General features: G+C 70.8%; 21 protein-coding genes and 1 pseudogene. 14 read left to right on the forward strand and 8 right to left on the reverse strand.

Going from position 1 to position 25,681, the window contains the following annotated elements:
* The first annotated feature begins 75 nt into the window (after positions 1–75).
* The 3 genes from Q5762_RS02890 to Q5762_RS02900 all read left to right on the forward strand — a co-directional run bounded on the left by Q5762_RS02890 (position 76) and on the right by Q5762_RS02900 (position 3,246).
* Positions 76–546, forward strand: coding sequence for a nuclear transport factor 2 family protein (locus Q5762_RS02890; protein WP_315890309.1), 471 nt, complete (start codon positions 76–78; stop codon positions 544–546).
* 24 nt (positions 547–570) lie between these two features.
* Entirely contained in the window at positions 571–1,119 is a 549-nt protein-coding gene (locus Q5762_RS02895) for a TetR/AcrR family transcriptional regulator (RefSeq protein ID WP_315890310.1), read from the forward strand.
* 171 nt (positions 1,120–1,290) lie between these two features.
* Positions 1,291–3,246: an FAD-dependent oxidoreductase gene (locus tag Q5762_RS02900; protein ID WP_315890311.1), complete on the forward strand. Its 1,956-nt coding sequence runs from the start codon at positions 1,291–1,293 to the stop codon at positions 3,244–3,246.
* A 107-nt stretch (positions 3,247–3,353) separates the two neighbouring features.
* On the opposite strand, the pseudogene Q5762_RS39920 reads toward Q5762_RS02900, so the two are convergent.
* Positions 3,354–3,518: pseudogene (locus Q5762_RS39920) on the reverse strand (PEP-utilizing enzyme); the annotation flags it as partial.
* 83 nt (positions 3,519–3,601) lie between these two features.
* On the opposite strand from Q5762_RS39920, the gene Q5762_RS02905 reads away from it, so the two are divergent.
* Positions 3,602–3,856, forward strand: a complete 255-nt coding sequence (locus Q5762_RS02905; RefSeq protein ID WP_315890312.1) for a hypothetical protein — start codon at positions 3,602–3,604, stop codon at positions 3,854–3,856.
* Between the two features lie 39 nt (positions 3,857–3,895).
* Here Q5762_RS02905 and Q5762_RS02910 read toward each other — a convergent pair whose 3' ends face one another.
* On the reverse strand, positions 3,896–4,720 hold the full coding sequence (locus Q5762_RS02910; RefSeq protein WP_315890313.1) for a class I SAM-dependent methyltransferase: 825 nt from the start codon (positions 4,718–4,720) through the stop codon (positions 3,896–3,898).
* A gap of 207 nt (positions 4,721–4,927) precedes the next feature.
* Positions 4,928–5,872 (reverse strand): LysR family transcriptional regulator, encoded by a 945-nt coding sequence (locus Q5762_RS02915; RefSeq protein ID WP_315890314.1) that lies wholly within the window; start codon positions 5,870–5,872, stop codon positions 4,928–4,930.
* Between the two features lie 197 nt (positions 5,873–6,069).
* Here Q5762_RS02915 and Q5762_RS02920 point away from each other — a divergent pair, with 197 nt between their 5' ends.
* The 3 genes from Q5762_RS02920 (at position 6,070) to Q5762_RS02930 (ending at position 9,079) form a co-directional block, all read left to right on the forward strand.
* Entirely contained in the window at positions 6,070–6,315 is a 246-nt protein-coding gene (locus Q5762_RS02920) for an NAD(P)-binding protein (RefSeq protein WP_399494303.1), read from the forward strand.
* Positions 6,312–8,594 (forward strand): helix-turn-helix domain-containing protein, encoded by a 2,283-nt coding sequence (locus Q5762_RS02925; RefSeq protein ID WP_315890315.1) that lies wholly within the window; start codon positions 6,312–6,314, stop codon positions 8,592–8,594. The genes Q5762_RS02920 and Q5762_RS02925 overlap by 4 nt, the downstream gene beginning before the upstream one ends.
* A 125-nt stretch (positions 8,595–8,719) precedes the next feature.
* The gene (locus tag Q5762_RS02930) at positions 8,720–9,079 is read left to right on the forward strand and encodes an alpha/beta fold hydrolase (protein ID WP_315890316.1); all 360 of its coding nucleotides are present in this window, start codon (positions 8,720–8,722) and stop codon (positions 9,077–9,079) included.
* Between the two features lie 66 nt (positions 9,080–9,145).
* Here Q5762_RS02930 and Q5762_RS02935 read toward each other — a convergent pair whose 3' ends face one another.
* The 4 genes from Q5762_RS02935 to Q5762_RS02950 form a co-directional block, all read right to left on the reverse strand.
* Complete coding sequence (locus tag Q5762_RS02935) at positions 9,146–10,138, reverse strand: helix-turn-helix domain-containing protein (RefSeq protein ID WP_315890317.1); 993 nt, start codon at positions 10,136–10,138, stop codon at positions 9,146–9,148.
* Positions 10,139–10,275: 137 nt separating this feature from the next.
* Positions 10,276–14,010, reverse strand: a complete 3,735-nt coding sequence (locus Q5762_RS02940) for a S8 family serine peptidase (protein ID WP_315890318.1) — start codon at positions 14,008–14,010, stop codon at positions 10,276–10,278.
* 194 nt (positions 14,011–14,204) lie between these two features.
* Complete coding sequence (locus Q5762_RS02945; protein WP_315890319.1) at positions 14,205–14,498, reverse strand: SHOCT domain-containing protein; 294 nt, start codon at positions 14,496–14,498, stop codon at positions 14,205–14,207.
* Positions 14,499–14,581: 83 nt separating this feature from the next.
* The gene (locus tag Q5762_RS02950; RefSeq protein ID WP_315890320.1) at positions 14,582–15,034 is read right to left on the reverse strand and encodes a DUF6325 family protein; all 453 of its coding nucleotides are present in this window, start codon (positions 15,032–15,034) and stop codon (positions 14,582–14,584) included.
* Between the two features lie 231 nt (positions 15,035–15,265).
* On the opposite strand from Q5762_RS02950, the gene Q5762_RS02955 reads away from it, so the two are divergent.
* From Q5762_RS02955 to Q5762_RS02985, 7 genes are all read left to right on the forward strand, one after another.
* Entirely contained in the window at positions 15,266–15,682 is a 417-nt protein-coding gene (locus Q5762_RS02955; protein ID WP_315890321.1) for a hypothetical protein, read from the forward strand.
* Between the two features lie 38 nt (positions 15,683–15,720).
* A complete protein-coding gene (locus Q5762_RS02960) occupies positions 15,721–16,638 on the forward strand; it encodes a cyclase family protein (RefSeq protein WP_315890322.1) in 918 nt (305 codons plus the stop codon).
* Positions 16,639–16,754: 116 nt separating this feature from the next.
* Complete coding sequence (locus tag Q5762_RS02965) at positions 16,755–18,359, forward strand: GMC family oxidoreductase (protein ID WP_315890323.1); 1,605 nt, start codon at positions 16,755–16,757, stop codon at positions 18,357–18,359.
* A 188-nt stretch (positions 18,360–18,547) separates the two neighbouring features.
* Positions 18,548–19,387, forward strand: coding sequence for an SDR family oxidoreductase (locus tag Q5762_RS02970; protein ID WP_315890324.1), 840 nt, complete (start codon positions 18,548–18,550; stop codon positions 19,385–19,387).
* Positions 19,388–19,428: 41 nt separating this feature from the next.
* Positions 19,429–20,901, forward strand: coding sequence for a cytochrome ubiquinol oxidase subunit I (locus Q5762_RS02975; RefSeq protein WP_315890325.1), 1,473 nt, complete (start codon positions 19,429–19,431; stop codon positions 20,899–20,901).
* Positions 20,898–21,953 carry a cytochrome d ubiquinol oxidase subunit II gene (locus Q5762_RS02980; protein ID WP_315890326.1) on the forward strand — a complete coding sequence of 352 codons (1,056 nt, stop codon included), beginning with the start codon at positions 20,898–20,900 and terminating at the stop codon, positions 21,951–21,953. The genes Q5762_RS02975 and Q5762_RS02980 overlap by 4 nt, the downstream gene beginning before the upstream one ends.
* A 60-nt stretch (positions 21,954–22,013) precedes the next feature.
* Complete coding sequence (locus Q5762_RS02985) at positions 22,014–23,789, forward strand: cation:proton antiporter (protein ID WP_315890327.1); 1,776 nt, start codon at positions 22,014–22,016, stop codon at positions 23,787–23,789.
* A gap of 24 nt (positions 23,790–23,813) precedes the next feature.
* Here Q5762_RS02985 and Q5762_RS02990 read toward each other — a convergent pair whose 3' ends face one another.
* A complete protein-coding gene (locus Q5762_RS02990; protein ID WP_315890328.1) occupies positions 23,814–25,661 on the reverse strand; it encodes a glycoside hydrolase family 15 protein in 1,848 nt (615 codons plus the stop codon).
* Positions 25,662–25,681: the final 20 nt, after the last annotated feature.

Consider the following 25,681-nt stretch of genomic DNA (forward strand, 5'->3'; position numbering starts at 1 on the left):
GTTACCTCCTGCACGCCCCCACAACGGCTGCCGCGAGTGGTAGGTTATAGGTCGACCACTAACGTAGGAGTGGACATGACCGAGGAAGACGTCGCCAACCGCCGCGCCGCCGCCCAGCACACGCTCGCCGAGCACCTGCGCCTCACCGCCGCCGGACGCGTCGACGAATGGGCGGAGCTGTTCGCGCCCGACGCGGTGCTCGAATTCCCGTACGCGCCGGACGGCGTGCCGCGACGGGTGACGGGGCGGGACGCACTGGTCGCGCACATGAGGAACTTTCCCGAGACCTTCGACGTCGAGTTCGTCGACCTGGTGTTCCACGAGACGGCCGACCCGAGCCTCGTGATCGCCGAGTTCCGCTCGACGGGCACGGCGCTGCCGACCGGCAAGCCGTACGAGCAGACCTGTATCTCCGTCGTCCGGACCGACGCCGACGCGCGCATCACCCACTACCTGGACTACTGGAACCCGCTGGTCGCGATCGAGGCGCTGACACCGCACGACGTGCCGTCCGACGCTGACCTCGGCGTGACGTTCGGGGGCTGAGGACGCCGTGTTTAACTGATGCCCATGCCCGCAGCCGGTACCAGTACGAAGAGCGACGAACGACGTCAGGCCATCATGGCCGCCGCGGTCGACTGCTTCGCGCAAAAGGGTTTCTACGGGACGACGACACACGAGATCGCCGAGTGGGTCGGCATCTCCCAGCCGTATCTCTACCGCCTGTACCCGAACAAGCAAGCACTGTTCGCGGCGGCGGTCGATCACGTGTCCGTCGTCATGACCGAGACCCTGGTCGCGCACTCACCGGCGCCGGATGGGGCCCGGCCGACGCCCGAGGCGGCGTTGGATGCGGCGCGCGGCGCCTACGCCGCGCTCGTCGCGGACCGGAACGTCCTGCGTTTCCTCATGCACGCGAACTGCGCCGCCGGCGAGCCGCTGGTGGCGCAGGCTGTGCGCCGGTGCTACGCCAAGCAGGTCGAGACGGTTCGCCAACTGCTGGGCGACGACGAGGCCGTACGGCGCTGGTTCGGCGCCGGCATGCTCGACAACGTGGTCGCCGTGCTGGGCCTGGCCGACATAGACGAGCCGTGGGCGCAGGTACTCGCCGCTCGGTGAGGCGACGCATCGTGTGACCGGGGGCTGTGGCGGGGCCGCGGCCTTGGCCGTCGCCGTCAATGGGCGGCGGCGTCATCAAGCGCATCGAGTGGTTTGCGGTTCGTACGTGTGAACGCGCTGGCTCCGCGTCTGCTCGTACGACGAGTGTGATCATCGATGAGTACATACGACATGACCACTCCAGACCCCTCGTCTCCGGCCGTACCGCCCTCCCGGCGCGCCGTGATCACGGCGACCGGGGCCTCCGCGCTCGCCGCCGGACTCACCGTCACCTCTGCCATGCCCGCAGCGGCGTTGAGTCCCGCCACGTCACCCTCGCCGGCGCCGCCCGGCACCGACCCCGAGGCGTTCACCAAGGTCGCCCGCGCCATCGTCGTCTACGACGAGCACGACAAATCGCTGGTCCCGGCCTACCTGGAAACCGTCAAGAACGGTCTCCCCGCCGGCCGGGCCAGGGCGACGAAGCGGGTCCTGATCGTCGGGGCCGGTCCGGCCGGGCTGCTCGCCGCCGACCTGCTCAACCGGGCGGGCCACGATGTCGTCGTGATCGAGGCCAACGGCAACCGTGTCGGCGGCCGGATCAAGACGTTCCGCAAGGGCGGTCACGAGAACGGGCAGCAGCCCTTCGCCGACCCCCGGCAGTACGCCGAGGCCGGCGCGATGCGGCTGCCCGACAGCCACCCCCTCCTGATGGCGCTGATCGACAAGTTCGGCCTCCCGCGCCAGGAGTTCCTTCTGGTGGACGTGGAGGTCGAGAACCCGACGAAGCGCGCCAATCGCACCTGGATCCACGTCAACGGCGTCCACACGCGCCGGGCCGACTACGAGAAGAACCCCGCGCCGATCAACGACACCTTCGGCGTCACGGGCCCCCACCGCACGAAGACCGCCGCCGCCATCCTCGCGGACGCCCTCGAACCCGCACACCAGCTCATCCGGGGCAAGGAGGGGACGGCCCTCGTCAGCGGGTGGGTCGAGGTCCTCCAGCGGTACGGCCACTGGTCCATGTACCGCTATCTCACCGAGGTCGCGAAGCTGGACACCAGGACCATCGACCTCATCGGCACCCTCCAGAACCTGACGTCCCGGCTGCATCTCTCCTTCCTGCACAGCTTCCTGGGCAGCGCGCTGATCGACCCCAAGACCAAGTTCTGGGAGATCCCGGGCGGCACGGCGAAGCTCGTCGACGCGCTGTACGCGCCCGTGAAGGGCAAGGTGCGGCTCGACAGGCGCGCCGTACGCGTCGAACGCGGCGGCGGGCAGATCAGGGTGCACACCGTTTCCGAGGACTGCCAGACCAGCAAGGGGGGAGTCACGGAGGTCTTCGAGGGCGACGAGGCGATCATCACCGTCCCCTTCTCCGGACTGCGCCACGTGGCCTTCGACCCTCCCCTGGCCTACGGCAAGCGCCGGGCGATCACGGAACTGCACTACGACGCCGCGACCAAGGTGCTGCTGGAGTTCTCCCAGCGCTGGTGGGAGTTCACCGAGGAGCAGTGGAAGGAGGCTCTGAACTCCATCGAGGACGGGCTGTACGCGAAGTACCAGAACGGTCGGGTCAAGGACGGCAGGCACCTCGGCGCACACAAGTCCGTACGGAACCTGGGGGTGACCGTCCCCGCCGAGCTCAAGAAGTGCTTCGCCCCCTTCCGCCCCGTCATGAACGGCGAACCCGAACCCGAAGCCGCTCACGTCCGCGGCGGCGGCTCCGTGAGCGACAACGCCAACCGCTTCATGTTCTTCGAGCACGCCCACCCCATGGAAGGGAGCGCGGGAGGCATCGTCCTCGCCTCGTACAGCTGGTCCGACGACGCCCTGAAGTGGGACGCGTACGCCGACGAGGAGCGGTATCTGCGCGCGCTCGCCGGTGTGCAGGCCGTCTTCGGCCGGCGCTGTGAGGTCTTCTTCACCACCAAGTGCAAGACCCAGTCGTGGATGCGCGATCACTACGCCTACGGTGAGGCCTCCGTGCTCTTCCCCGGCCAGCACACGGAACTGTTCCCCGACATCCCCACCTCGGAAGGGCCGCTGCACTTCGCGGGAGACCACACCTCCATCAAGCCCGCCTGGATCGAGGGCGCCCTCGAATCCGCCGTCCGGACGGCACTGAAGGTCCACGCGAGCTGACACGAGCGCGCGAGACACTCCCCGGGCCGGTGCCCCGTCGAGACGGGGCACCGGCCCGGGCTGCTCCCGCCCCCTCCGGAATCCAGCGTGACCGTGCCCGTGGCGCCGTCCACGGTGATCAGCTGGCCGTCGCGGATGCGTGTGGTGGCGGCCGGGACGCAGATGACGGCCGGGATGCCGTACTCGCGGGCGACCGTCGGGCCGTGCGCCGTCACCGCACCGGTCTCGGTCACGAGGCCGCGGCCGCGGCCGTCAGGAACAGCGGGGTCCAGCCCGGGTCGCTCGTGGGGGCGACAAGAATGTCGCCGGGTTCGATGACGCGTCGGCCGGGTCGCGGACCACGCGGGCCCGGCCGGTGACGCGTCCGGATGCCGCGCCCATGCCGGTGGGCGACCGGCCGTCGGACGGCTCGGCGGGCAGGAGCGTCTCCACGTCCGTACCGTCCGAGAGAAGGGCGACCGGAGCCCTGCGACGGCGCAGCTCGCGCGCGTACTCGGCGCGCCGGGCGGCGATCGTGTCGCGCAGGCCGGCTCGGGTCTCGACCACCGCCGAGGAGGACGCCGTCGCCGCGCTGGACGCCCAACTCGCCCTGGTCTTCGGCGAGTCCTGAACCTCCCGTACGGGTTCAGGAGGCCAGCAGATCGGGAGGTCAGGCCTCGGGGCGGGTGGCCGTGATGACGTAGTAGTCGAGGTCGCCCTCCTGGTAGGCCTTCAGGAAGTTGCGCGGCCAGGTGCCCGGCTTCCACTGGTCCGACAGCCAGCGGTCCCAGCCCTCCCACACCTCCGGACCGATGGAGACGGCCCGCGCGTCCGTCAGGCCCGCCCAGGTCAACGCCTTGGTGATGAGCGTGACGGGACGGGCGATGTCCAGACCGTCCGCGTACGACTCCAGGAGCGCGGCGAGCCGTGCGCTGTGGTCCGGGTCGTCGTCCGGGGTGAAGAAGCTCGCGACGGCCACCCGCCCGCCGGGCTTCAGAACCCGGGCCGTCTCGTGGGCGAAGGCGATCATGTCGTCGAAGTGCTGGGCGGCCTCGACGCTGAGAACGCGGTCGAACTCGCCGTCATCGAACGGCATCTCCTCCGCCGCGCCCCGGACGAACCGGAGCCGCGAGGGAGTGGCCTCCAGCAGAGCGGCGTTGGCGAGCCGGGCGCGGTCCAGCTGCTGCGGGTGGATGTCCATGCCGGTGATGTGCGCCGGCCGGCCCTCGCGCAGGGCCAGCGCACAGCCGACGCCGAGCCCGCAGCCGACCTCGAGCAGCCGCATGTCGGCGTGCGGACCGACGGCGTCCAGCACCTGCCGGTACAAGTCCTCCTGGCTGCGGACCCGGTCCTCGACCGAGATCGGCTCCGCGAGATCGACCGCCCCCCAGTACCCGAAGTTGATGAACCCCCCGGCGAACACCGGGACCGAGCTGAGGTCAGCCGGCCCGTACGTGTCCCGAACCGCGGCCCGCATTTCCACCGATTCCGCCACCCGCGTCACCTCCGCGATCAGTGTGCCGCCCAGCCCCCTCCCGTGTCGACGGCGCCTGCCTCCACTCAGCCCAACCTCGCCAGACGTTACGTTCGCCCCGCCCGCGCCGGAGCTGGGTAAGGGACGCGGCCAACGCCTGGCTGCGCACCCAGGTCCTGACGGCCTGCGAGGCCCTCGCGAGCCGCTGATCCCGACCCCCGTCGTACGTCATCCACCGTTGGCGGACGCGACGACGGCCCCGTCGCCGGTCCGGCCGTCCACCAGCGCCGGTCCGTCGGACAGTTCCGTCCAGAGGTCCAGAAAGGCTCTCAGCGGCGCACTCGGCCCGGTGCCCGATCGCCAGACGAACACCTTCCGCAGCCGGATGGCGGGGTGCAGCGGGACCACGACGAAGCGCGGGTCGGCGGCGAGGACCGGACTCGCGTGGGAGGTCAGGGCGACACCGATCCGCTCCGCCACCAGCGCGACCTGGAGGGCGACGTCGTTCGTCGCGTACGCGATGTCCAGCCGCAGCCCCTGCGCGGCGAAGGCAGCGCGGATGTACGCGTGCACTCCGCTGTCGGGGCCGTAGCTGATGACGGGGCTCCGTACCGCCTCGTCGAGGCTCATCGGACGGTTCGGGGCCCAGCTGCCGGCGGGGAGGACCGCGACGATCCGGTCCTCCAGGAGCATCCGTGACGCGACGGCGGGAGGTCCGCCCTCCGGCGGTCCCGCGACCACGGCCGCGTCGATCTCCCCGTCGCGGACCTTGTCCAGCAGGGACGGGCTGGACGCCCCGGTGAGACTCACCGCGACCCGGGGGTACCGCCGGTGGTACTCCCCCAGCAGCCGGGGAACGCTGGTGCCTTCCAGACCGCCGACGGTCCCCAGCGCGAACGAGCCGCTGAGCAGTCCGGAGCGGTCGGCGAACTCCAGGACCGCCGACGCGGCCGCCGCCAGACAGGCGCGGGCGTGCGGCAGCAGGGCGGCACCGCCGGAGGTGAGGACGACCTGCCGGTGCAGCCGTTCGAACAGGGGCTCGCCCAACTCCTTCTCCAGCGCCTGGATCTGCTGGCTGATCGCGGGCTGCACGACATGGCAGCGGGCCGCCGCCTTGGTGAACGACCGCTCCTCCGCCACCGCGACGAAGTACTCGAGGGTACGGAGCTCCATGGCCGCCAAGTTATCAACTCCGCTGCTGGGAACCCTGGTTGTGCCGACGGGTCGGCCGAGCGGGCCACGGGGTGCGATCAGCGAACGTGACCGCTGCCATCACCGCTGCGTATTGGACGTGCGCGGTCGAAGTCCCGAGGCTGGTAGCGGACGGACGGCCGGCAACGTGGCCCCGGCGAAGGGCAAGGAACTGAGCGATGAGAGTGACCGTCGTCGGCGGCGGCATCGCCGGGCTGACCTGCGCCCTGAGCCTGCACGCCGCCGGCTTCGAGCCACGGGTGTGCGAAGCGGCGCGCACGATCGAGGCGGTCGGCGTGGGGATCAACCTGTTGGGGATGGCGACCCACTACAGGAAGCTGGCCCAGGCCACCGTCGCCCAGGTCAACACCCGCCCGTCCTGGACAGTCCCGCGCCGTCCCGGGATCGGGAGTGTGACTCCATGAGTGACATGGGTGGGGCGGGCCGGCCCGGTTTCGGCGAAGTGCTGCGTGGTCATCGCCGCGCGGCACGGCTGACGTTGGAGCAGTTGGCGGAGGTGTCGGGGGTCAGTGCCCGGACGCTGTCGGACATGGAGCGCGGGCGGAGCAAGGGGCCGCAGGCCCGGACCGTGACCGCCCTCGCGGATGCGCTGAAGCTCGACGGAACCGCGCGCACGCGGCTGATCGAGCTGGCGCGCGACGGCCGGCTGCGGGACCACTGGACGCGGCAGGGAGGTCTGTGCGAACTGCCCCGGTCGGTCGAGGACTTCACGGGCCGTGCAGCGGAACTGATCTGGATGAGCGAGCTCGTGTACGTGGAGAGTTCGCCGGGCGTCGGCGTGGTGGGGCTCGTCACCGGCTCCGCCGGCCTGGGCAAGACCACGTTCGCGGTCCGCGCCGCTCATGCCGTGCGACCGAGCTTCCCCGACGGGGTGTTGTTCCTCGATCTGTTCGGCATGTCCCAGCGGCCCCTGGCCGCCGATGACGCGTTGCGGATGCTGCTGCGCGCGCTCGGTGTCGCCGACCGGCACGTCCCGGGCGATCCCCAGGAACGCGCCTCCTTGTACCGGTCGTTGTTGCGCGAGAAGCGTGTCCTGGTCGTCCTCGACAACGCCGCGTCGGAGGAGCAGGTGCGTCCGCTGCTGCCGGGAGGGGGCGCGAGCAGGGCGCTGATCACCACGCGACGGTTGCCGGCAGGCCTGGAGGGGGTCCGCAGACTCGTCCTCGGCCCACTGCCGTCGGCGGAGTCCACCGAGCTGCTGACCGGGATACTCGGCGAGCGTTCCGCGAACGACGAGGCGTCGACGCTCACCCGGCTCGCCGACCTGTGCGGGGGGCTGCCGCTGGCGCTGCGGATCATCGGCAACCGCTTGCTCAGCCGCCCCGATTGGGACGCCGCCCAGCTCGCCGCCCGGCTGGCGGACGAGGAGCGCCGGCTGGAGCAGTTCAAGGCCGGTGATCTCAAGATCGCCAACGCGTTCGGGATGTCGTACGAGCAACTCGCGGACTCCGCGCGCCGGGTGTTCCGGAGCCTCGCCGTGATCCCCGGCCGGGACTTCGACGCCGCGCTGACGGCCGTCGCCGGCGGAGTGCCGATCGCGGACGCCTGGGACGCTCTCGACGAACTCGTCGACCTCGGCCTGCTGCAGGACAGCACCGCGGGCCGCTACCGCTTCCACGACCTCGTCCGGCTGTTCGCCCGCGACCGGCTCCAGGCGGAGGAGACCGCGGCCGGGCGGCAGGCGTCGACGGAACGGGTGACGTCATGGCTGCTGCGGATGGCCACGATGTCCGGGCGATGGTTCGAACCCGGTTACGGCCGCCCTGACCGGCCCGACCCGGATCTCGCCGTCCAGTCCTCCGGCGAGGAGGCCGACTGGTGGCTGCGAGGCAACGTGGACTACTGGCTGGGCGCGATGCGGATGGCGGTCGGCGACCGGCCCTCCCTCGTCCTCGACTGTGCCGAGGCGATGCACTGGTTCTCCGAACGGTGGGTGCACGGCCCGCACTGGCACGAGGTCTTCACCCTCGGGGCGGAGGCCGCCGCCGCCCTCGGTGACCTGACGCAGCAGGCGGCGCAACTGAACTATCTGTCCTGGGTCCACTCGGTGCCGCCGCGCGAACCGCAGCTCATGCTCCGGTACGCGACCGAGGCCCTGGAGGTCGCCACCAAGGCCGGCGCCACCGCACAGGTCGCCTGGGCGGGCGAGTACACGGCGGGAGCACTGCGCCTGCTCGGGCGGTGGGACGAGGCGCTCGCGATGTCGCTCCGCGCGGCGGAGACGTTCAGGACCATCGGTGACATGGACAGTCACGTCCAGTGCCTGGCCCACGTCGCCAACTGCCTGCGGGACGAGGGACGCCACGGCAAGGCGCTGGAGTACTACGTCAGCCTGCTCGCGCTGATGGACGACGAACACTCGGGGATGACGCCGAGCGTCGTGGCGCACAGCCGGCCCTACGCGCTGATCCGCATCGCCCAGTGTCTGGGACACCTCGGCCGCCGTGCCGAGGCGATAGCCGGGCTCGGCGAAGGGCTCGAACTCCTGGAGGCGCTCCAGGTGTCGGACTACCGGCACGGGGAGGCCCTGGAGACGCTCGCCGCGCTGCTGGCCGAGGAGGGCCGTACCGACGAGAGCCGCGGTGCGTACGCGCGGGCGGCGCTGGTGTTCGAGTCGATCGGCGACACGGAGGCGGGCAGCCGCTGCCATGCGCTGGCCGGAGCCGCCACCGCCGTCTCCTGAGGTGCGGCCGGGCCACCGTCCGCGCAACTCTGCGTGCTGCTCTGCGTGTTCCGCGTCCGGGCGCCCGGCTTGGATGGAGAGCGTCGGACAGGCACCGGGCCTGTCCCTCCGGACCGGAGACGAACATGGCAACGATCAAGAACATCGTGGTCGCGGGCCCGGTATGGCCGCCCGACAAGTTCCGGGCCGCGTTCGCCGCCGACCTGCCGCTCGCCACCACCCGCCTCATGCAGGCCACCCAGCGGCCCTTCAGCGCCACCTGCTTCACCGACGCGACCGCCGCCGTCGCGTGGCGCACGATCCCCTCCTGGGGGCTTGTCGCCGACGCCGACAAGGCCATCCCGCCCGCGCTGCAGCGCTTCTTCTACGACCGGGCTCGCGCCCGGCACGTCGTCGAGGCGCCGGGGGCGTCCCACGTCGCGATGATCAGCCACCCGCGCACCACGACCCGTCTCATCGAACAGGCCGCCCGGGCCACCGGCTGACCTCCCACCGCCTGTCCGCGCCGGCCGCACCGTGAGGCCGGGGCGGTACGGCGCCGGACGGCGCGTTCAGTGGGGCTCCACCCAGCTGTGTCGAACGGCGTGACCGCCGAGCTGCATCCGGGTGCGGACGCCCGCCATGTCCATGAGGTGGCGCAGGCGCCGGTGCAGCGTGCGCGGTGAAAGACCCAGTTGCGTCGCGGCCGTCAGGTCCGTGAGGCCGGCCAGGAGGAGCGCGAGGATCCTTCGGTCGAGGTCGGTCGGGCCTGTCGTTCCGAACTCGACGGTGGATTCGGCTGCTCCGCCGGTGCCCGCCAACGCGAGCGGGTGGGCCGCCGCCCATACCGTCTCGAACAGCGCGTCCAGCGCGTCCAGCAGGCCGCTGCGGTGCAGCAGCACGGCGCCGGGCTCTCCGGCCGGGGTGACCGCGAGCGGGACCAGACCCAGCTCCGCGTCGGCGAGGACGAGTTTCATCGGCAGTCGGTCGGCGACACGCAGTTCCACGCCGTTGCGCATTGACTCGATCGCGTCGTGGATGATGCCCGGCTCCGCCAGCACGGCCCGGTCCAGTACCGCCCGGAAGTGCACTCCGCGGCCGAGGGCCATGGGTTCGGCGGTGTTCTCCTCGGGAGGCAGGGCGACGAACGGCGCGGTGATGAAGGAGCGGACCTGAGTGCGGGCCGCCAGCTGCACCTGGAGGAAGCGATGGCGGATGGCGTCGACGCCCGTGACGACCTCGATCAGATCGCTGATGCTGCTCCCGGTCATCGTCGCCCGGTGTTCCTCGGCGAAGGCCGCCAGTGCCTGCTCGGCGACGCGCAGCCCGTCCCGGCGCTGGCTGATGAGCGCGCCGAGCGCCATGGCCGGCGGCGCCGCGGTGAACCGCTCGTCCGCCGAGACGGTCGCCAGGCCCCACTCGGCCAGTCGGGACAGTGCCCGGTCGACGTGGGCCTGCGACAGGACGAGCGAATCGGCAAGCAGCGTCGCGGTGACGTTCGGGCGTCCGAGCAACGCCCGGTAGACGCGCTCGTCATCGGCTTCCAGGCCCAGGACATCCAGCATCGGCGACCGACTCTCTTCCGCTTGTCGCAGCGGGGAGAGTATGTGCCATGGCGGCAGACCCTGAATAGTCCCTGCTGGGAGCAGGTGGGAGGGGAAGGGCCCCGGGGAGTCGCCTCCCCGGGGCCCGACAGAGCGGTTCATCGCAGGCCGTACGCCCGGATGATCTCGTTCTTGACGCTGAAGCCGCTGTTCGTCTTCGCGCTCGCGCGGAGCGAGACGAAGCCGCCGGGCTTCTTGGCCGTCCTGAACGAACCCGTCCAGGATCCGCCGGCGCCCTTGGTCAGGGTCACCTTCTGCCAGGTGCGGCCGTCGTCGTACGAGACGTCCAGCGTCACCGTGGTGACGGTGCCCGGCACGGTGCCGAGGTCCATGGACACCGGCTTGAGCGCGATCTGCTGGGTCGCGTTGGCCTTGACGTCGCCCTGCAGGTCCGTCTCCAGCTTGTAGTCCAGGTTCAGCACCGAGAACGGCTCGAAGAAGTCCGAGTCGACGGTGTCGGACATGAACGTCCACTCGGAGTGGGTGCGTGTCGACAGCCGGAAGATGTCACCGGGACGCTCCACGTCGAGGACGGCGCGGTAGGGCAGGTTGCCCGCCGGCACGTCCACCCACTGCATGTCACCGCTGACCGTGTTGTCGTGGATCAGCGTGTCGCCCTGGAAGACCTGCAGGTGGGACGGCGTCTCACCCCACGGCAGGTAGCCGCCGAGACGCATGTTGTCGCTGGAGGAGGCCCACGCCTGCACGTTCCAGGTCATGTAGTTCTGCCAACGGGAGTTGTACACGCCGAAGGACTCACTCTGGGCGGGCCGGGTCGCGGGAGCGAACCAGTCCAGCCGGGTGGTGCTGCCCTTGGCGTACGTGTTGTCGCCCGACACCATCACCCACGGCAGGCTTCCGTCGACGCCCTGCGCGTGGAACTCCCTCCAGACCTGGCCCGGGGTCACCCATTCGGTGCGGGTGCCCGGGTGCCACTCGAGCTCGGGGAAGTTGAACGAAGGGCTGAGGGTGAAGTCGGACCGGTAGCCCTCCGACAGCCGACCGCCCGCAGCCGCGTAGTAGCGGGCATCGATCCGGGCGAGGTCGGCCTTGCTCGGCTTGTAGACCAGGGCCCGGTCCGGCACCTGGCCGGGGTAGTCCCGGGTCAGGTCGTAGACGAACGGCGTGTACTCGGTCTGCTTCACGGTCAGCTTGAGATTGCCGGCCTTGGCCATCGAGACGAGGGCCTTGCCCGCGTCGCGGTGCACGGTGGCGACCGGGATGGCCGACTCGCCGACGTACTCCATCAGGGCGCCGACACCGTCGTTGACCACGATCAGCGCCTTCGCACCGGCCGCGACCGCGGCCTCGGTGCGCTCCTGCGGCGAGACCTCGTCGCTGCGCTCGACGACGACGACCTTGCCCTTGGCCTTGACCTTCTCGTACGCGGCCGCCGCGCCGTTGCCCGCGTGGACGGCGTCCAGTCTGTCCGTGGCGGTGCCAAGGGCACTGCCGGCCTGCACCAGTGAATCGAAGCGAAGCCGACCGTCCAGCGTGCTCAGGCCGAGCTGCGGCTCGCCCTTGCGCCAGCGGGTGATGAGCATGAACTCACCCTGCTCCATCGGCTCCGTCGGCGCGACGTAGACGTCGTCGTACGTCGGCGGCAGCACGTACGCGCTGCGGTAGTCCATGTACGGGTCGAGGCCCTCGTAGTGGACGTTGAAGTCGACCTTGCGCTGGCGGTCCTCGGTGCGCTGCGGCGCCTCCGTCTGCAGCAGGCGTGCCTTGCTCGCGTCGAGCACCACGTCCGCCGAGCCGTCCTTGAGCACGGTCTCCGGGTCGACCAGCACGGCCACGCCCGCACGGTCCGCCTTCTCGCCGGCCACGTCGAGGTACGCCGCGACGGTGTACGTGCCCGGTGTCATGCGCATGGTGGTCGAGCCGTCCACGTAGACGTTCCACGGCCAGGAGTCGCCGGCCAGGTTGATGCCGACCCACCCGGCGGCGGGCTTGCCGTCCCGGCCGACCAGCTTGATGTTCAGGTCGTAGCGCTCGTCCTCCTCGATCAGCGCCACGGACGTGCGGGTCACCGGCTGCCCGGTGGCCGCGTCGGTGGCCGTCACGTGGCCGCCGTGCCGGCCTGCCGAGGCGGCCTGCGGGTCGCCCGTCACGGGGACGGCCGCGGTGCCGCCCGCCGGGACGGTCACGGTGGTGGCTCCCAGGGAGAACGGGCCACCGCCACCGGTCAGCGCCAGGTTCAGCGTGACGTCGGCGGAGCCTGCGTTGGTGAAGGTCAGGTCCTTCGTGACGGCGACGTCGCTCGGCTCGTGCGGCCAGGTGTAGTTGCCGAAGAAGAGCGATCCGGTGGCGCGAACCGTCGTGCGCACGGCGGCGGCCACGTCGAGACGGCCGGTGCCGACCTCGTACGGCGAGTACCCGCCGTCCAGGCCCTTCGCGGTGCTCATCAGTTGTTCCTTGAGCTGCGCGCCGGTCCAGTCCGGGTGCTGCTGGGCCAGGATCGCCGCCGCGCCGGCCACGTGCGGGGTGGCCATCGAGGTGCCGCTGATGGTCCGGTAGAGGCCCTCACCGCCGTCGGTCATCTCCTGCGACCGGGCTGCGGTGATGTCCACGCCGGGTGCCGCGATGTCCGGCTTCATGCCACCGGAGTGGGCCAGCGGGCCGGTGCTGGAGAAGTTCGCGAGCTGGTCCTGCTTGTCCGTGGCTGCCACCGTCAGCGCCGAGGCTGCCGCGCCCGGGGCGGAGATGCTCTCCGGTCCCGCGTTGCCGGCGGCGATGACGAACAGAGTGCCGTACTGCTCGGACAGCGCGTCGACCGTCTGCGACATCGGGTCGGTGCCGTCGGTCGGGTAGGAGTTGCCGAGGCTCATGTTGACCACGTCCGCGCCGGATTCGGCGGCCCATTGCATGCCCGCCATCACCCAGGAGTCCTGGCCGTAGCCCTCCTTGCCGCCGAGCACCTTGCCGACGAAGAGGTCGGCGCCGGGGGCGACACCCTTGTTGTCGCCGCTGGAGGCGGCCCCCGAACCGACGATCGTGCCCGCCACGTGCGTGCCGTGCCCGTTCACGTCGCTGATGGCCTCACCCGGCACGAAGCTGGCCGTGCCGTCGATCAGGCCGGTGAAGTCCGGGTGGTTGACGTCGATGCCGGTGTCGAGCACCGCGACCTTGACGCCCTTGCCGGTGTAGTCGGCCGCCCATGCCTCCGGCGCGCCGATCAGCGGGACGCTCTCCTTCAGGTCGGCCTTCACGCGCCCGTCGAGCCACAGCTTGGCGACACCCTCGCCCAAGGTGGCGCTGCCCTGCGGCGCGACGGAGTTCCAGAAGGTGCGGGCCTGTTGCTTCTCGGTGCTGAGAGCGGCGCCGCGGATGTCCTTGAACTTCCGGGTCAGTTTGCTGCCCCGGGGTGCCGTCGGCTCGGCGGCCGCGCGGGACTTCGGCTCGGCGTAGGTCGCGATCAGCGGGACCGCGGCCGACTTCGCGTCGTCGTAGCCCATCTCGATCAGGTCGGTGACATTGAACAGCCGACGGTCGAGCTTGTCCGCGCCCAGCAGGGGCGCCGCCTCGTCCGGGATGACGAACAAGTCACCCTTGATCTCCTGGAGTTTCACGCCGCCGACGGCGCTGTCCGGGCGGTCGACGTCGGCGCTCTGCTTGCCGTCGGCGGTGGTGGTGACCGTGACGACGTCGCCGGTGACCAGGGTGACCGTGTGGGTCGCCGAGGGCTTGGCGGGGACGGTGGGCTTGCTCGGAGCGGCTTGTGCGGGCGCTTGCAGAACGGCGAGCCCCGACGCCAGCAGGGGCACCGCGGTGGCGGCCGAGATCAGCTGCCAGCGCCTGCGCCGGAAGGCGGAAGCCTGAGAGGGGGAGAACATGCGACGGGTCTATCGACCGGCCGACGCCCCCGTGAAGGCCTGGTGACGACAAGTCCTCGCCATGGCAAGCACTTGCCAGCGATAAACCGCGTGAATCCGGACGAGTTCGCCTCGTGCGCAGGGTGTTGTTCGGTCGGACCGGCCTGTGGCCCCCTCAGCCGCTCGGCCGTGGACCGCGACGCCGTTTCACGCCCTCAGAGTGCGAGGATGCGGCTCTTCTGGAGCTCGAACTCGGCCTCGGTGAGCACCCCCTGCTCCTTGAGCTGTCCCAGCTCCTTCAACTGGGCGATCTTCGCGTCCATCGACGGCGCCGCCGCCGGTGCCGCAGGTGCCGCCGCGCTGTAGCCCGGCTGTGGTTGCGCCGGGGCGGGCTGCTGCTCCTGTTGCGCCCATCGGCCGGCCTGGCGGCGCGAGACCCGGTTGGAGACGGCGGTGGCGGTACCGGAGATGACCGCGGTGCGGGCGACTCCGCGGAGTAGACCTGGCATGGCACGTGTTCCTTGTCGTCAGGGCGGCCGTCAGCCGCGGTGGGAGGCGGACGCCAGGGGCGCGGACGCCGGCGGCGCGGACGCTAGGAGGCGGAACCCGCCTCGGCGGCCTCGAGGGTCGCCAGGAGGTCCTGGACCGGGATCCTTCCGTTGGCCACCATCCGCGCCCCGCTGCGGCGCAGGGCCGCTGCCAGGGGCGCGGCCCACACGTTCTCGTACACGAGGATGCCGGCGGAGTTACCCGGTTCGAGGACCGCGGCCGCCTCCTGGAAATCGTCCTCGCCGAGCAGGCCGGAGGAGGCTCCGTCGAAGACTGCGAGGTCGAGTACGCCGTCGCCGTCGATGTCGGCGATCGCCATGGCGCTGACCGAACCGTCGGCGTCCTTGCGGATGAACGACAGGTCGAGGATGCGGATGATCTGCCGGTCGACGAGATCGAGCAGCAGCGGCAGGCCCTCGCCGGTCATGCGATTGCCGGGAAACTCCAAGATCAGGTAGTCGACAGGTCCCATCTCGGAGAATTCGTCGACGCTCATGCTCACTCCTCGCCTGGCTCGGTCCGCTACCCGCGGTGGGCGACGGCCTACGCCGTCGGCAGCGCTGATCACCACCATCCATTCCAGCACCGCGGCGCCGTGGCCGCACGTCGGTCGCGTCTCGTTCCGCCGATGTGCGCGGGGGGCCGCAGGGGGTCAGATTGGAGGTGTCCGACTCGCCGCACGGGAACCGCCCGGCGGGTAGGGCCGGACGACAGGGAGGAACCTGTCATGACCACACACGTGAGCGAACCCGGCCGGAGCGAGAAGACGCACGGAAGCGGGTGGCTGGTGTTCGCCGCCGTGCTGATGATCTTCGGTGGCATCATGACGCTGCTGGGAGGCATCTCGGCCATCGCCGAGGACGAGGTCTTCTTCAAGACCCGCAACTACGTGTACGAGCTCGACCTCACCGGATGGGGCTGGATCCATCTCATCCTGGGCATCTTGATCACGCTGGCCGGGTTCGCCCTGTTCACGAAGGGTGCCACCTGGGCCAGGGTGGTCGGAGTCGCGCTGGCCGGCCTCAGCATGATCGCCAACTTCATGTGGCTCCCGTACACGCCCGGCTGGGCACTGTTGATCATCGCGCTCGACGTCGTCGTCATCTGGGCCCTGTGCGTCGCCCCCCGGCCGCTGAGGGACTGACGTCCGGGCCGTCGCCTCGGCCCCCGGCCGGGGCCGACATGGCCGCCCGCGATTTCCGGGCGCTCTACGAGCGGCTGCGGAGCGCGGCGGCGCGCTCGGCGGTGGACGGTCGGCCCGGCGCCCTCTCCCAACTGACGCCCGAGCGCGTGCTGGCGGCCGTCGCGGACGTCCGCCTCGGGCGCACGGTGTCGCTGGCCGCTCCGATCGAGACCGTGCCGGGCCCCGACGACCCCGAGCCCGCGGTGCACCGGATGACCGGACCCGCCCCGGGTGACCTCCGCGCGGACGGGCTGCACTTCGCCACCGACCGCTTCGCGATGAACGTGCACGGAGACGCGGACAGCCATCTCGACGCCCTCTGCCATGTGGTGTTCGACGGGGAGTTGTACGGCGGGGTGCCCGCGAGCAGCGTGACGGCGGAGGGAGCCCGTGCGCTCTCCGTGGGCCTCGCAGCGGACGGCATCGTCGGCCGGGGCGTGCTGCTTGACATCCCCCGGCTGCGTGGCGTGCCCTGGCTGGAGCCGGGCGACCATGTGACGCCGGACGATCTGACGGCCGCCGAGGCCGCGCAAGGGGTCCGCGTCGGACCGGGAGACCTGCTGTTCGTCCGGGTGGGGCATCGCCTGCGCCGTACGGAACTCGGTCCCTGGAACGCGGCCACGGCCCGGGCCGGCCTCCACCCGACCGCCGTGGAGTTCCTGGCCGCGCGGAAGGTCGCGGTCCTCGGCGGGGACGGCAACAACGACACCGCGCCCAGCGCGGTGGAGGGCGTCGCCTTCCCCGTGCATGTCCTCGCCATCCATGCCTTGGGCATCCAGCTGATGGACTACTTGCGGTTCGAGGACCTGGCCCCTGTCTGCGCCCGGACAGAGCGCTGGAGCTTCCTGTGTGTGGTCGCGCCCCTGCGGCTGCCCGGAGCCACCGGCTCGCCCGTCAACCCGATCGCGGTGCTGTGAACGCCGTACGGGAGGCGGCGGCCGTCCCCGCTCGCCGTTCGCCGGGAGGGCCGTTACGTTCGGACGGGTGGGACCGCTCGGCAGGGGGCGACAGGGCCTGACACCAGATCAGGGCCATGATCACAAGGACGGTGGCCGTCGTGGGCGACGCCCCTCACTACGACGTCATCATCATCGGCACCGGCGCCGGCGGAGGCACCCTCGCCCACCGGCTCGCCCCGTCCGGCAAACGCGTCCTGCTCGTCGAACGCGGTGGATATCTGCCGCGTGAGCGGGACAACTGGGACTCGACGGCCGTGTTCGTCAGGGGCAAATACCGGGCACCCGAGTTCTGGCTGGACAAGGACGGCAGCGAGTTCCCGCCCGAGGTCAACTACTACGTCGGCGGGAACACCAAGTTCTACGGCGCCGCCCTCTTCCGGCTCCGGCCCGAGGACTTCGGCGAACTCCGCCATCACGGCGGCCTCTCCCCCGCCTGGCCGATCGGGTACGAGGATCTGGAGCCGTACTACACCCAGGCCGAGCACCTCTACCTCGTGCACGGACGGCACGGCGAGGATCCGACCGAGGGCGCGGTGAGCGCGCAGTACGCCCGTCCGCCCGTGGAGCACGAGCCGCGCATCCAGCAGCTGAGCGACGACCTGGAGCGACACGGGCTGCACCCCTTCCACCTGCCGATCGGTGTCGATCTCAGCCAGGGCGACGGAGGGCGGGCGACCCACTCCAGTGTCTGCATCCGGTGCGACCGGGTGGACGGCTTCCCGTGTCTGGTGCGGGGCAAGTCCGACGCCGAGGTGATCTGCGTCGAGCCGGCCCTGGCGCACGCCAACGTCCAGCTGGTCACGCACACGCACGTGGTCCGCCTGGAGACGGATGCGAGCGGACGCAGTGTCAGCGCGGTCGTCGGCCGGCTGCCGGACGACTCGGAGGTCCGGTACACGGCGGATGTGGTCGTCGTCTCCTGCGGGGCGGTCAACTCCGCCGCGCTGCTGCTGGCCTCGGCGAACGAGCGGCATCCCCGAGGTCTCGCGAACAGCTCCGACGTGGTCGGCCGGTTCTACATGCGGCACAACAACCTGGCGCTGATGGCGGTGTCGAAGGAGCCCAACGACACCCGCTTCCAGAAGACCCTGGCCCTGCACGACTGGTACTTCGGCGCGGACGACTGGGAGTTCCCGCTGGGCGGCATCCAGATGCTGGGCAAGTCGGACGCCGAGCAGATCCACGGCGAGGCCCCGCGCTGGGCCGGTGCGGTGGCGCCGGACATGCCGTTCGAGGTGCTGGCCCATCACGCCGTCGACTTCTGGCTGTGCGGTGAGGACCTGCCGCTGGCCGACAACCGGGTCACCCTCGACGGTGACGCCCGCATCCATCTCGCCCTCGACGAGAAGAACAACGTCGAGGGGCTGAATCGGCTCCGGCACAAGCTGCAGGGAATGCTCGGGCGGTTGGGCATGCACGAGCACCACCTGCTGTCCCGCAGCATCTACCTGCACAAGGGAATGCCGATCGGTGCGACGGCGCACCAGGCGGGCACCGTACGCTTCGGCACCGATCCCGCCTCCTCGGCCCTTGACGTCAACTGCAAGGCCCACGACCTCGACAACCTGTACGTCGTCGACACGAGCTTCTTCCCGAGCATCGGCGCGGTCAACCCGTCCCTGACGGCCATCGCCAACGCCCTGCGGGTGGGCGACCACCTCCTGGCCCGGCTGGGCTGAGACCAGGGGCTGAGACCGGGGCTGAGGCCGCGGGCGGGCCGCTGGTCCGATCGGACGAAGTTGCTCGGCCCAACGGCGCAACGGCGGTTCGTGGGGCACGCCGAGCCGCCGCGCCGGTGGTTGCGTGACCTCCGTGCCCGGCCGCCCCCGTCCGGGCACGGCCGCGGCCGGCGAGGAGGCAGGGCGACATGGGTTCCACCGTGGAAGCACCGCGGGGTGTGATCCCCGCACGTCTGCTGCGTGGCCAGAAGGCACTGGTCACAGGGGCCAATTCGGGTATCGGCAAGGCCACGGCCATCGGCCTGGGCCGAGCCGGCGCCGACGTGGTGGTCAACTACGTGACGGGCCGGGAGGCGGCCGAGGCGGTGGTCGAGGAGATCACCTCCTTCGGGGTGCGCGCGGCGGCCTACGAGGCGGACGTGTCCCAGGAGGACCAGGTCACGGCCATGATGGACCGGATGGTCCAGGAGTTCGGGACCATCGACATCCTGGTCGCCAACGCGGGACTGCAGCGGGACGCACCGCTCACCGAGATGACCCTCGCCCAGTGGCAGAAGGTCCTGGACGTCAATCTCACCGGTCAGTTCCTGTGCGCCCGGGAGGCCGTGAAGGAGTTCCGGCGCCGCGGCGTGGTCCCCGAGGTGTCCCAGGCCGCCGGGAAGATCGTCTGCATGAGCTCGGTGCACCAGCTCATCCCCTGGGCCGGACACGTCAACTACGCGTCCTCCAAGGGCGGTGTGCAGATGATGATGCAGACCCTGGCCCAGGAGCTCGCACCGGACAAGATCCGGGTGAACGCGGTCGCCCCGGGGGCGATCAGGACGCCGATCAACCGCGCGGCCTGGGAGACGCCCGAGGCGGCGGAGGACCTCCTGAGGCTCATCCCGTACGACCGGATCGGCGACCCCGAGGACATCGCCCACGCCGTCGTCGCGCTCGCCTCCGACCTCATGGACTACGTGGTGGGGACGACCCTCTACGTCGACGGCGGGATGACCCTCTTCCCGGGTTTCGCCACCGGCGGCTGACCCTCTCCCGCACCGTCCCGTCCCGAACAGCGAAGGCGTGTATGCCGACCTCGTTCCACCTGCTGGCGGACGCCCCGGCCCAACTGCTGCCGGCCCGGGAACTGATGGCCTTCACGCTGGCGTCCCACATCATCCTGGTGCCGCTGGGCGTCGCCTTCCCCTTCATCACCCTGGTCATGCACTACCGCGGACTGCGCCGCAAGGACGCCGCGGCCCTTCTCCTGGCGCGGCGCTGGTCGGCGGTCATGGCGGTGCAGTTCGCCCTCGGCATCGTCACCGGCACGGTGCTCTCCTTCGAGTTCGGCCTGCTCTGGCCGGGTCTGATGGGCCGGTGGGGCGATGTCTTCGGCATCGGATTCGGGGTCGAGGCCTGGGCGTTCTTCCTGGAGGCCGTGCTCATCGCCATCTATCTGTACGGGTGGCGGCGGCTGAAGCCCCGTACGCACTTCCTGCTCGGGCTGCCGCTCCCGGCCGCCGCGCTGCTCGGGGCGTTCGGCATCCTGGCCGCCAATTCCTGGATGAACACCCCCCAGGGCTTCTCCCTCGACGCCGAGGGCGACCCGGTCGACGTGGACGTGTGGAAGGCGATCTTCACCCCGATGTTCGGGCCGCAGTACTGGCACTTCGTCGTGGCGATGATCATCACGGCGGGTTTCATGGTGGCCGGGGTGTACGCCGTGGGCTGGCTGCGCGGCCGCCGGGACCACTACCACCGGCTCGGATTCGCCGTTCCGTTCACCATCGCCGCGGTGGCCACCCCGGTGCAGCTCGTCCTGGGCGACGCCATCGCGAGGTCGGTGTTCCACCAGCAGCCGGTGAAGTTCGCCGCGATGGAGATCGTCTGGAAGACCGACACCCGGGTACCGGAGTACATCTTCGGGCGTCTGCAGGAGGACGGGACCGTCAAGGGCGGCATCAAGATCCCGCTGCTCGACTCGTTCCTGGCCGGATTCAGCGCCGACACCAAGGTGGTGGGACTGACCTCCGTACCGGCGGACCAGCGGCCGACGGCCACTCAGGCGACCATCGCCCACTGGGCCTTCGACATCATGGTCCTGATCGGCTCCGCCCTGGTGGTGCTCGCCCTCTGGTACGGACTGGTCTGGCTGCGGCACCGGCGCCTTCCCGCCTCCCGCTGGTTCTACCGCGCCGCCGCCTGTGCCGGCGTCGGCTCCGTCGTAGCCGTCGAGTCGGGGTGGATCGCGACCGAGGTGGGACGCCAGCCCTGGATCGTCTACCAGAACATGCGGGTCGCCGAGGCGGTGACCTCGACCCGCTCCACCACGCTGTGGATCATGCTCGCCGTGGTGATGGTGGTGTACGTGTTCCTCTTCGGCTCGTTCCTCGTGATCCTGCTCAAGATGCGTACGCGCTGGCGGCTGGCCGACGAGCAGCGGGCCTCGGGAGGACCGCCCCACGTACCGGAGGCGGACACCCCGTACGGACCTCGCGCACCGATCCCGGCCGGCGGCTCCGCCGGCGGAGCCGCCCGCGCCGAGGACGGAGGGTCATGACCGCCGACCTCATCGCCGTCGTGCTGCTGCTCGCCGTGACCGCGTACGCCTGCGCGGGCGGCACGGACTACGGGGCCGGCTTCTGGGACCTGACGGCCGGCGGCGCGGAGCGCGGCCGGCGTCCCCGGTGGCTCATCGATCACGCCATGGCTCCCGTCTGGGAGGTCAACAACGTCTGGCTGATCTTCGTTCTCGTCATCATGTGGACCGGCTTCCCGATCCTGTTCCAGACCGTCTTCACCGCGCTGTGGCTCCCGCTGGCCCTGGCCGTCCTGGGCATGGTCCTGCGGGGCGCCGGCTTCGCGTTCCGCAAGCCCTCCCGGCGGCTCGCCGGCCGACGGCTGTACGGTGCCGTGTTCGCGGTGGCCTCGGTCGTCACGCCGTTCTTCCTCGGTGCCGCCGTCGGCGGCGTCGCGTCGGGACGGGTGGCGCCCGGTACGGAAGCCTCGGCGGACGCCTGGGCCAACCCCACCTCCCTCGTGTTCGGCCTCGTCGCCATCGTGACCACGGCGCTCCTCGGGGCCGTGTTCCTCACGGGGGACGCCCGCCGCTTCGACGCTCCCGATCTGGTCGGCTACTTCCGACGGCGGGCGCTGGGCAGTCTCGTCGCGCTCACCGCGCTGGCGGTGGTCACCGGTTTCGTCACCCATGAGGACTCCCCCCACGTGTGGCACGGACTCACCCACGGTCTGGGGCTGCTCTTCGTCGTCGCGGCCGGGGTGGCCACGCTCGCGACGGTCTGGCTGCTCCTGCGGCCCCCGGGCGCGTGGGTGCGCGTCACGGCGGTCGGGGTCGTCGCCTGCGCCGTACTCGCCTGGGGCATGGCCCAGCGCCCCTATCTCGTCCCGACCTCGCTGACCGTGGCCGACGCGGCGGGCGCTCCCGCCACGCTGACCTGGCTGGCGATCGTCACCCTGGTCGCTCTGGTGCTCGTCGTTCCGGCCGTCGTCCTCCTCTACTGGCTGGACACGCACGGCGAGCTGGCAGAGCTCAGCGACGCCGAACTGCGCGGAGGCGGCGGCACGGACGGTGACGGTGCGACAGGCCGCTGACCGCCCCGGACCCACACCGGCCGACCCCTCTCGCGCCCGGACCCGACGAAGGAACCCGCTGTGACCGACGACGAGATCCTCCTCGGACTCGCCCTGACGGTGGTGCTCGCCACCGGCTCGCAGATCCTGGCGAGCAAGCTCCGCGTCCCGGCCCTGATCATCCTGCTCCCGGCCGGATTCGCCGCCGGGGCTATGACGGACGTCATCCACCCGGACAAGCTGCTGGGGCCCGCCTTCTCGGCCCTGGTCTCGCTGTCCGTCGCGATCATCCTCTACGACGCCGGTCTGGGCCTCGACCTGCGCAAGCTCGCCCGCCACACGCGGGGGATCGTGGGCAGGCTGCTGGTGTACGGCGTGCTCCTCACCTTCCTGGTCACCGCGGCCGTGTCACCGGCGATGTTCGACATGCCGCTGCGCGTGGCGGCGATGCTCGGGGTGATCCTCGTCGTGTCCGGGCCCACCGTCGTGGGTCCGATCCTCGACTTCGTACGGCCGAGCGACAAGGTGCGGCGCATCCTGATCTGGGAGGGGACGCTCACCGACCCGATCGGCGGCATCCTCGGCGCGCTCACCTTCCACGCCATCGCGTCGACGCACCGGGTCGACATCGGCCGGGGATACCAGCTGGGCCAGTTCGCTATCAGCCTGGCCGTCGGACTGGTCGGCGGGGCCGTGGGAGCGGGGTTGCTCTGGCTGACGCTGCGCACCCTGAGGCTCGGCGAGACCCTCGGGACGCTGGCTCAACTGGCCACGGTGATCGCCGTATCGGCCGGCTGCGACATCGTGCGGGACGATACGGGGCTCATCGCCGCGATCGTCACGGGGCTGGCCGTGGCCAACATCCGGGGCTTCGACATGCCCGCGCGGCGCCCCTTCTTCGAGACCTTGGTGCAGTTGGTCATCGGGCTGCTGTTCGTCTCCATCTCCTCCACCGTCACCCCGGCGTCCCTCGTGCCGGTGCTCCTTCCCGCACTCGCCCTCATCGCGATCCTCGTCCTGGTGGTGCGGCCGCTCGTCGCCTTCGCCGCGACGGCGCGCTCGGACCTGCCGGGAGGCGAGCGGGCCTTCATCGGGTGGATGGACCCACGCGGCATCGTCGCGGCGGCCACGGCGTCGGCCTTCTCGGCCGGCCTCGTCGAACGGGGGGTGAGCGGGGCCGCGCGGGTCCTTCCCGTCACCTTCCTGGTGATCGTGGGAACAGTGCTGCTGTACGCGTTGACGGCGGCGCCCGTGGCCCGACGGCTTGGCGTCGTCAAGCCGACGGGCTCACGCATTCTCCTGGTGGGCGGCGAGCCGTGGGTGGTCGACCTGGGCCGGGCCCTGCGGTCGGCCGGACTCGACGTGGTGATGTGGGCGGGGCTCGAAGAGGAGCGGGAACGGATCGGGGGCGCGGGAATCGAGCTGGCGAAGGGCGAGCTGCTGGCCACGGCCATCAACCCCGGGGCGCGGCAGGAGGGACTGACGGCCGTGTTCCTGGCCACCGATGACGACGACTTCAACGCACTCGCCTCGGTCGTCATGCAGGACAACGTCAAGGGCCCCGTCTACCGGGTCGGACCACCGCAGGACAGCCATGGGGTCGTCGCTCCGTACACCGGCGGCGACATCCTCTTCGGCAGCTCCCTCGTCCGCCATGTCCTGGCGGAGCGCTACGAGCGGGGCGCCCGGTTCGTGGTGCAGCCCGCCTCCGCCCCCCGGTCGCCGGAGCAGGACGTTCTCTTCGTGGTGCGCGCCGACCACCGGCTCGACCCGGTCACCGAGAGGCGGCGGACGGTCCCGAAGGAGGGCGACACCGTCGTCCTCCTCGGTTCCGTACCGACGACGGCAGGACCGTGAGCGTCACGGCGGGATGGCATGCGGCTACGTGCCGCCTCGCCGGGCCCCTTCCAGCATGGCGTCCAGGGTGATCGCCGCGTCGATGAGCGCGAGGTGCGTGAAAGCCTGCGGGAAGTTGCCGAGCTGCTGTCCCGTCAGGCCGATCTCCTCGGAGTACAGGCCCAGATGGTTGGCGTACGTGAGCATCTTCTCAAGGACCAGCCTGGCCAGGTCCGTCCGTCCGGCCCGGGCGAGGGCGTCGACGTACATGAACGTGCACAGGGAGAAGGTTCCCTCGGAGCCGCGCAGCCCGTCGGGTGACGCCTCGGGGTTGTAGCGGTAGACCAGGCTGTCGCTGACCAGCTCCCGTTCCATCGCGTCCAGGGTGGACTTCCACATCGGGTCGTCCGGCATGATGAAGCCGACCGTCGGCATGCGCAGCAGCGACGAGTCGAGGACGTCGTCGCCGTAGTGCTGTACGAAGGCCTGCTTGTTCGGGTCCCATCCCTTGGCGAGGACCTGTGCGTAGATCGCGTCCCGCTCGTCCGTCCAGCGGCCGCGGGCCGCGGGCCGGCCGTCGTCGTAGGCGATCCGGACGGCGCGGTCGAACGCCACCCAGGACATCACGCGGCCGTAGGTGAAGTCCTTCCGGCCGCCACGGGTCTCCCACAGCCCTTCTCCCGGCTGGTCCCAGTGGTCGACCAGCCAGTCGAGCAGCGTGTGCAGGGCGGTCCACCCACCGTTGTCGAGGTGCATGCCGTGCTGGTGAGCGAAGTAGATGCTGTCGAGCGCCTCGCCGTAGATGTCCAGTTGCATCTGGCTCGCCGCCCCGTTGCCGATCCGGACGGGGGCGGAGCCGCGGTACCCCTCCCACTGGTCCAGGGTCTCCTCGACCAGGTCGGAGGAGCCGTCGACGCGGTACATGATGTTCAGTGGACCGGTGCCGTTCTCGTCGCCGGCCTTCTCCTTGACCCGGTCCTGCAGCCAGCTGTTGAACGCCTTCGCCTCTTCCTTGAATCCCAGGCCCAGTAGGGCGTACACCGAGAACGAGGCATCGCGGATCCAGGTGAACCGGTAGTCCCAGTTGCGCTCGCCGCCCAGTTGCTCGGGCAGAGCCGTCGTGGGCGCGGCCACCAGGGCGCCGGTCGGTGCGTAGGTCATGAGCTTCAGCGTCACGGCCGAGCGTTCCACCGCCTCGCGCCAGCGGCCCGTATAGGTGGACTGGCCCAGCCACGAGCGCCAGAAGTGGACCGTCTCGTCGAAGAGCCGCTCGAACTCCGCCACGCGGACCTCGTGCGGCGGCCCGCCCGGGGCCGACTCCATGATCATGCCGCGCTGCTGCCCCGCCCGCAGGGTCAGGGTGAACCGCAGGTCCTGGTCGCCCGAGAGGATGTTCAGGAGGCGCTCGTCCTGTGGCTCACGGACGGCGTGGACGGCGAGGTCCATGACCTCCGAGGTGAACAGGGCCCCGTGCTCGGTGATGTGCAGCTCGTGCGGGATCCGGCCGTAGTCGAAGCGGGGAGCGATCTCTCCTTGGAACGTCATGCTGCCCCGGACACAGCGCAGCATGCGGACCAGACGGTGCCGGTCCGTGGCCGTCGTGCCGGTCACCGGCATGAAGTCGACCACCTCGCCGGCCCCGGCCTCGGTCATGAAGCGCGTCACCAGAATGGCGGTGTCCGGGTGGTAGAGCTGCTTGGTGGTGTACGTGTCGGCGGCCGGCCGGACCGTGAAGTGGCCGCCCTTCCGCCGGTCGAGCAGAGCGCCGAAGACACTGGGCGAATCGAAGCGGGGGCAGCAGAACCAGTCGATCGTCGCATCGGTGGTGACGAGGGCCGCCGTCTGCAGGTCACCGATGAGGCCGTGGTCCTCGATCAGGGGGTAGTCGTCCATCGTGCAGCCCCTTTCGGCCT

Origin of the sequence: Streptomyces sp. P9(2023), from assembly GCF_032436795.1 — a bacterium.
Taxonomy (GTDB): Bacteria; Actinomycetota; Actinomycetes; order Streptomycetales; family Streptomycetaceae; genus Streptomyces.